We start from the raw sequence: 6400 nt of genomic DNA, 5'->3' as shown, positions 1-6400 counted from the left end.
CTTCCATTTTAAATAAAACTGTTGTATCTATTGTTTACTAATATTTTGCTGTTCTTATGTTTGTTTGTAAATTCAGTACAATAAATTAAAATCTTTACATCAATTGGTTGACATCGTCAACCTTTTGGTATAAAATATGGTTGTTGATATCAACTATATTTATAAAGGAAGAATCATAAGATGAATAAAAACATATCAAATGTTTACAATTTACTGCAAGAAATAGCCTGGGTTTTTGGTAACCACGACTTTAACGGGGGGTATTGTAAAGATCTTTCGCTAGTCGAATTCATGGCGCTAAAAAGAGTTTACGAAAATAAAGATTTTTCTATCAGAGAAGTAGGTACATCTTTAAATTTTACTAAAAGTGGAGCCACTAGAGTTATTGATCGCCTTGAAAGCAAGGGGTATGTAATACGGGAACATTCTCCTATTGATGGAAGGGTTTGCTGTGTTAGAGCTACCAATAAAGGAATTAACATACTAACAGAAGTTATTAAGAAAAATACAGAATATCTGGAAAAGGTATTTAAAAACATGAAACCTGAAATGATCTATAATATTGAAAATGCTTTAAAAATGCTTGTTGAATTATTACAAGAACATAGTTCTAAATAATGTAAAATTTTGGAGTGCTTTAAGGAGATGATTTCCTTGAATTCAGTAACAACTACTCTTAAATACTTTTTCACAATAACTGTTGAACTTACTGTACTATTCCTCGGAATCAGTACAATTGTAGCATTAGTACTCATGTATATACCACAGGAAAAAATTAAAAACTGGATGTCCAGTAAAGGTATCTGGGGTAATTTTATCGGAGCATTTTTTGGAGCTTTGACACCTTTCTGTGCTTGTTCCACGATTCCACTGACCTTGGGCTTTTTAGAAGCCGGAATCACGTTTGGTTCTGTTATGTCATTTGTAATCTCATCTCCATTGCTAAATCCAATTATATTAACGATGTTGGTAGCATTGATGGGATGGAAAGTGTCCATAGTGTATTTTATTGTGGTGTTTGGTGGTTCTATACTTTTTGGAATAGTTTTGGAAAAAACAGGAGGTTTGAAACTTGTTAAAAACGTTCGTATCAAAGGAGGTGGACATAAAGAAACCGAGGAGGTACCTAAAGCTTTTATGGGTAAGCTAAAACTATCGTTTATTAAAGCGTGGGAGGATTTTAAGGCTGTTTTAATATATTTGCTCATCGGCGTTGGGATTGGGGCGGTTATCTACGGCTATCTGCCACAAGAGTTTGTACTAAAATTTGCTGGACCTAATAATCCATTTGCTATTCCAATTGCAGCGATAATAGGTATTCCACTATATATTCGTGCAGAAACAGCTATACCAATCGGAGTAGCGTTGATGCAAAAAGGTATGAGCGTGGGAGCTGTAATTGCATTAATTATTGGCGGTGCAGGTATGGCTATCCCTGAGATGAGCATGTTAGCCAGTATATTTAAGAATAAATTAGTAGCAGCTATTGTAGGAGTAATTTTTATTACAGCTGTAATTGGTGGGTATATTTTCAATATGATACTAGGCTCTTACTCATAAACGAAGATTTATACCATAAATCGGTAATTGTGAGTTTCGAAATGCTTGCTATGACTGTATCGTGTTTTTGAAATTTTCTTCATATCTTCGTATTTGAGTAAGAGCCTGATACTTTAAGAAATATCAATAACAATGATTACATAGATTAATATAAATTGAAAGGAGAAAGGCATTTATGAAAAATGATAATGAGAAAAAGGGGTTATTTGATCGTTTAACCGGAAGCAGGAAAGCTAAAAAAAGCTCATGCTGCTGTAATTTTGAGATTGAAGAATTACCGGACGAAAATACTAATAGCAAGACCCAAAAAACACCCGAAAAAGAGAAAGGCAACTCATGCTGCAGATAACTGAATTTGTTTATGGCGAACCCAATAAAACTCCCGCCTCAATGCGGGAGTTTTATATTAAAATTCTAACCAAAAGTGACTCAAAAAACCTTAAACTATTATGGCAATTATGTCTAATTGGCTTCTTTATTCGTAAGCGCTTAATAACAAAGTGTCTTCGTACATTCAGCCTGACAGCTTAAGACTACCTGGCCAATTTTAATACTTTACTTCCTACACTCTTGCTGCACCCGGTCAGACCAAGGCATCATATCCTCCATAACTTCCGGCTGATTCCTGTAGTCCATATCCGGCATATAAAGAAGCAGATAATTCAGATATGTATATACGTTCAGATTATTTGCTTTTGCAGTCTCTATGATACTGTAAACAATGGCACTAGCTTCAGCTCCTTTAGGAGTGTCACTGAAAAGCCAGTTTTTTCTGCCTACTACCAAACGGCCTTATGCTGTTCTCGGCGATATTATTTGAAATAGAGCATCTTCCATCAAGAAGATAGTTCTCCATATATGGTTTTTGGTTAAGAGCATAAGTTACCGCTTTGCCTAAACGTGAGCCCTTTAAAGGAGTCACGGAATCAAGCCAGCACCAAAAATCCTCCAAGACAGGTTTCTCTAGTCTGAGGCGTTCGATCTTCCTTTCATCGGGAGAAAGTTCGGCCAATGTTCTTTCTATCTCAAAAAGTTTATTGCAATAATTCCTTCCGATCTCTGCATTTGTTAAAGGGGCATCCCTTCCCTTCTTATCGGGGATGGCTTCTACAAAATATCGTCGTATGTGCGCCCAACAGCAACATCGAATGACATCTTCTACTTTTTCATACCCTGTATATCCGTCCGTATGCAGATATCCACGGAATCCTTTCAGATAATCTGCTGCATTTTTGCCACCCCTGGACGGCTGGTAGTCGTAAAGAACAATAGGAGGTCCATTATCCATACCTGTACGGTACACCCACATGTAGGACTTTGTTTGTGGAGCTTTTCCTTTTTCTTTCAGTACTTGAACCGTTGTCTCATCGCAATGGATTATGTCTCGCTTCAGCAGTTCCTGTTTCAGGATGTCTACTACTGGCTTCAGCCAATCCTGTGAGCAGCGTATGATCCAATTGGCCATCGTAGCACGGCTTAAAGCTAGACCGATCTGCTCCCATTCTTTCTCCTGACGGTATAGTGGCATTCCATTTACATATTTCTGATACATAACATTTGCTACCGTTGTTGGAGACGCAAGAGAATGGTTCATCAGTGGTGTAGGTGTCAATGCCTTTACAATGTAAGGTGAACCTTTCTGCTTGCATTTTGGACATCCATATGCAAGACGGGTGTAACGTATGACTTTTAGCTGAGCAGGTATAAATTCCAGTTCTTCACGAACTGTTTCCTTGCCAATAGGTATTAGCTCTGTTTTACATCCGGGACAGGTGCGCTCATCTTCAGGAACATCACATTCAATTTCCTCAACCGGCAGGTCCTTAAGAAGCTCTTCACGTTTTGTTTTAGGATTTCTGCGGTAATAACCATCAACTCGTTGTACGGCAGGTTCCTGGGCATCCGGTAATGATTCCATTTCAGCTTCATTAAAAAGGCTAAGCTGTCCAAAAATCTGTCCCTTGGAAGTCTTTTCACTAGAACTGCCAAACTTCTTCTTGCGCAACAGGATTATCATCTCGGTCAGGTTGCTTATCTGCTTTTCGAGTTTTTTTATTGTGTTTTCAAGTTGAACTATGTAAGCATCTTTACTGTCCATTAAGCTGTTTTTTCTCCCATCTTTTTGTGATTCTATTATATCAATTTTGATGGACAAAATCCAGTAAAATCAGCACTTTTTTTGATTTTTTATTAATATATTTCGCCCGTTTTAGCATTATGGATTGCCTTTGGTTGATCAATCTCCAATCCTTCCATAAGCCATCGAAATTCTCGTTTTGAAAGGCGTCTTGCCTGCTCCGGTGTGCGTGGCCATTTAAAGCTTCCACTTTCCAACCGTTTATATAGAAGGACAAAACCGTCACCTTCCCAGAAGAGTGCCTTTATCCGGTCACACTTTCTCCCACAGAACAAAAAGAGGCTCGGAGCAAATGGATCCATCCCGAAGGTCCCTTTTATTATAAGCTGCAAGACCATCGATAGACTTGCGCATATCCGTGTACCCGCAGACAACATATACATCCTCTGCTCTTGATATATCGCCTAACATATATTTTTCAAGCTAGAAAGAACAGCCTCTATGGTTGTCCTTGATGCTCCATTATTAATATCAATGGAAATATCAGATAGATGTATTGTTATCGCTGCCTCAGAGGATGTCTTTGCCCTCTCGAATGTCAAGGGTACAATCTGTTGTTCACTATGATTCGTCATTAATTGTCCGGACTCACACGCTAAGGTACGGAGTTTGCGGAGCCAATAATAGTATGATTTTATATTCACATTATTCTGGGCACACCAGGCAACAACGGTCATGTTGCTCTCTTGACAGGACTGAATGATTTTTGCCCATTGCTTTAAGCGAAATTCATTTTTAACATTAGTGATTTTATCCATTTGGGATACCTCCAATATTTTAGACTTTTGGGTAAGAGTCGAAAAACTCTAAAAAGTCTAAAGACTTTGTTGTTAGCATTATCTCATATGGAGGTTCAAAATGTAAGACACCTTTTTATTAGGCGCTTACCATTATTCTGAGGGAACCAGTGCCTTGTTTTATTTGCTATTCTTACCAGTGTCAGCATAACAGGAACTTCAACCAGTACACCTACAACCGTAGCCAATGCTGCACCGGATGTCAAACCGAAAAGTGAGATTGCGACTGCAACAGCAAGCTCAAAGAAGTTGCTGGCTCCAATCATACCGGCAGGTGCAGCAATATCATGAGGCAGTTTCCACAACTTTGCCCATCCGTATGCAATGAAGAAAATTAAGAATGTCTGTATAATCAATGGTATTGCTATCAGCAAAATATGAACAGGGTTGGATAATATTATCTCTCCCTGGAAGGAGAATATTATAATCAGTGTGAGTAATAACCCAATAATTGTGATATTGCCAAACTTCTTTAAAAATACTTCATTGAAATAATCCAGTCCCCTATTTTTAATTACAAGATTACGTGTGACAAACCCTGCTGTAAGCGGTATTACAACAAACAATACCACTGAAAGTATAAGTGTGTCCCATGGGATTGATACTCCACTTACTCCGAGTAAAAATGCTACGATTGGAGTAAATGCCACCAGTATGATAAGGTCATTGACTGCAACCTGAACCAGCGTGTAAGCCGGGTCTCCTTTTGTCAAATAGCTCCATACAAATACCATCGCAGTACAAGGTGCTGCTCCTAACAAGACCGCTCCTGCAAGATACTCCTTTGCAAGGTCAGCCGGAATCAGCTGCTTAAATATAACATATAGGAAGAATGCTGCAATTAAATACATAGTAAAGGGCTTTATCAACCAATTAGTAACACATGTAACAATCAAGCCCTTTGGCTTCTTTGTTGCGTTTACAATGCTTCTGAAATCTATCTTGAGCATCATTGGATAGATCATAAGCCATATCAGGATAGCCACCGGTATGGACACGTTGGCATATTCAAATTTACTAAGTGTGCTGGGAAACGCCGGAATCAACTGTCCTATTGCAACCCCTGCTATAATACACAAAGCAACCCAAATAGTTAAATATTTCTCAAAAAAACCTATGCCCCCTGTTTTTTCTTTTACTGCCTTCTGTTTACTCATTTGATCAACCTCCAAAAAATTTTATTGTCAATTACTATGATTTCGTCATCAAACATTTTAATTTTTAAAATAGGAAGTTTAAGTTGGTCAGCAATATACACATAATGTTGCTTATAATAACACTACTTGAAATAGTTAAAACTCCTCTCATTTAATCACATACAATATTTTTACTTTTTAGCCAAGCTCTCAGGTTGTTCAAATCGGACTTAAACGGTTCCAACATACTAATATTTTCATATATCAGAGTGTCCAGAAACTTAATATTCTTGTTCTCTGTTATTGAATAATATACCCATTGTGCATGTTTTCTATCCTGTACAAGCCCTGCATTTTTTAGGTATTGCAGGTGTCTTGAGGCTTTTGTTTGGGTTATATTCAAAGTCTTAACAATATCACAAACACAAAGCTCTTTTACATACAAAAGATTTATTATTCTCAAACGCGTTTCATCCGATAGAGCTTTCAATATATCAACAATGCTTTTCATCTACTCCCTCCTTTAATCAATATATTCGTTTATGCAAATATACAAATATTATATTTCATATTATATGCAAATGCAAGTATTTTTGTGATAAACTTTGTGTTTATTTTGTGATAATGTCACCTTTTTTTTTTTTGTGTTTATTTTGTGATAATGTCACCTTGTTAATTATTTTGATAAAATGTCACTATGAAAGGTAAGGTGAATTATCTGATGTCACAAGAGCAACTAAAAAGGTATACTGTCATCGAGAAAACTATAG

Annotated in this window: 7 protein-coding genes and 1 pseudogene; 3 read left to right on the top strand and 5 right to left on the bottom strand. The window is 37.2% G+C overall.

The genetic code is table 11. The annotated features are described in order from the left end of the window. The first annotated feature begins 180 nt into the window (after positions 1–180). The 3 genes from HPY74_19040 to HPY74_19030 all read left to right on the top strand — a co-directional run bounded on the left by HPY74_19040 (position 181) and on the right by HPY74_19030 (position 1909). Entirely contained in the window at positions 181–618 is a 438-nt protein-coding gene (locus HPY74_19040) for a MarR family transcriptional regulator (GenBank protein ID NSW92708.1), read from the top strand. Positions 619–654: 36 nt separating this feature from the next. Then, a complete protein-coding gene (locus HPY74_19035; GenBank protein NSW92707.1) occupies positions 655–1560 on the top strand; it encodes a permease in 906 nt (301 codons plus the stop codon). Positions 1561–1735: 175 nt separating this feature from the next. Continuing rightward, positions 1736–1909, top strand: a complete 174-nt coding sequence (locus HPY74_19030) for a hypothetical protein (protein NSW92706.1) — start codon at positions 1736–1738, stop codon at positions 1907–1909. 206 nt (positions 1910–2115) lie between these two features. On the opposite strand, the pseudogene HPY74_19025 reads toward HPY74_19030, so the two are convergent. The 5 genes and pseudogenes from HPY74_19025 to HPY74_19005 form a co-directional block, all read right to left on the bottom strand. Beyond that, positions 2116–3658 (bottom strand): annotated as a pseudogene (locus HPY74_19025) (IS66 family transposase). A 92-nt stretch (positions 3659–3750) separates the two neighbouring features. After that, positions 3751–4074, bottom strand: a complete 324-nt coding sequence (gene tnpB, locus HPY74_19020; GenBank protein NSW92705.1) for an IS66 family insertion sequence element accessory protein TnpB — start codon at positions 4072–4074, stop codon at positions 3751–3753. A gap of 27 nt (positions 4075–4101) precedes the next feature. Further along, complete coding sequence (locus tag HPY74_19015) at positions 4102–4455, bottom strand: IS66 family insertion sequence element accessory protein TnpB (GenBank protein ID NSW92704.1); 354 nt, start codon at positions 4453–4455, stop codon at positions 4102–4104. A 95-nt stretch (positions 4456–4550) separates the two neighbouring features. Continuing rightward, entirely contained in the window at positions 4551–5651 is a 1101-nt protein-coding gene (gene arsB / locus HPY74_19010) for an ACR3 family arsenite efflux transporter (protein NSW92703.1), read from the bottom strand. Positions 5652–5802: 151 nt separating this feature from the next. Beyond that, positions 5803–6141, bottom strand: a complete 339-nt coding sequence (locus HPY74_19005; protein ID NSW92702.1) for a winged helix-turn-helix transcriptional regulator — start codon at positions 6139–6141, stop codon at positions 5803–5805. Positions 6142–6400 lie beyond the last annotated feature (259 nt).

This window comes from Bacillota bacterium, assembly GCA_013314855.1.
In the GTDB taxonomy this organism is placed as follows: Bacteria; Bacillota; Clostridia; order Acetivibrionales; family DUMC01; genus Ch48.
This window is presented reverse-complemented; position numbering and strand designations above follow the sequence as displayed.

Bases quoted from the DNA above. Each gene is read 5' to 3' on its own strand.
- HPY74_19040 (NSW92708.1), top strand. From the start codon at position 181: ATGAATAAAAACATATCAAATGTTTACAATTTACTGCAAGAAATAGCC.
- HPY74_19030 (NSW92706.1), top strand. From the start codon at position 1,736: ATGAAAAATGATAATGAGAAAAAGGGGTTATTTGATCGTTTAACCGGA.
- tnpB (NSW92705.1), bottom strand. From the start codon at position 4,074: ATGTTGTCTGCGGGTACACGGATATGCGCAAGTCTATCGATGGTCTTG.
- HPY74_19015 (NSW92704.1), bottom strand. From the start codon at position 4,455: ATGGATAAAATCACTAATGTTAAAAATGAATTTCGCTTAAAGCAATGG.
- arsB (NSW92703.1), bottom strand. From the start codon at position 5,651: ATGAGTAAACAGAAGGCAGTAAAAGAAAAAACAGGGGGCATAGGTTTT.
- HPY74_19005 (NSW92702.1), bottom strand. From the start codon at position 6,141: ATGAAAAGCATTGTTGATATATTGAAAGCTCTATCGGATGAAACGCGT.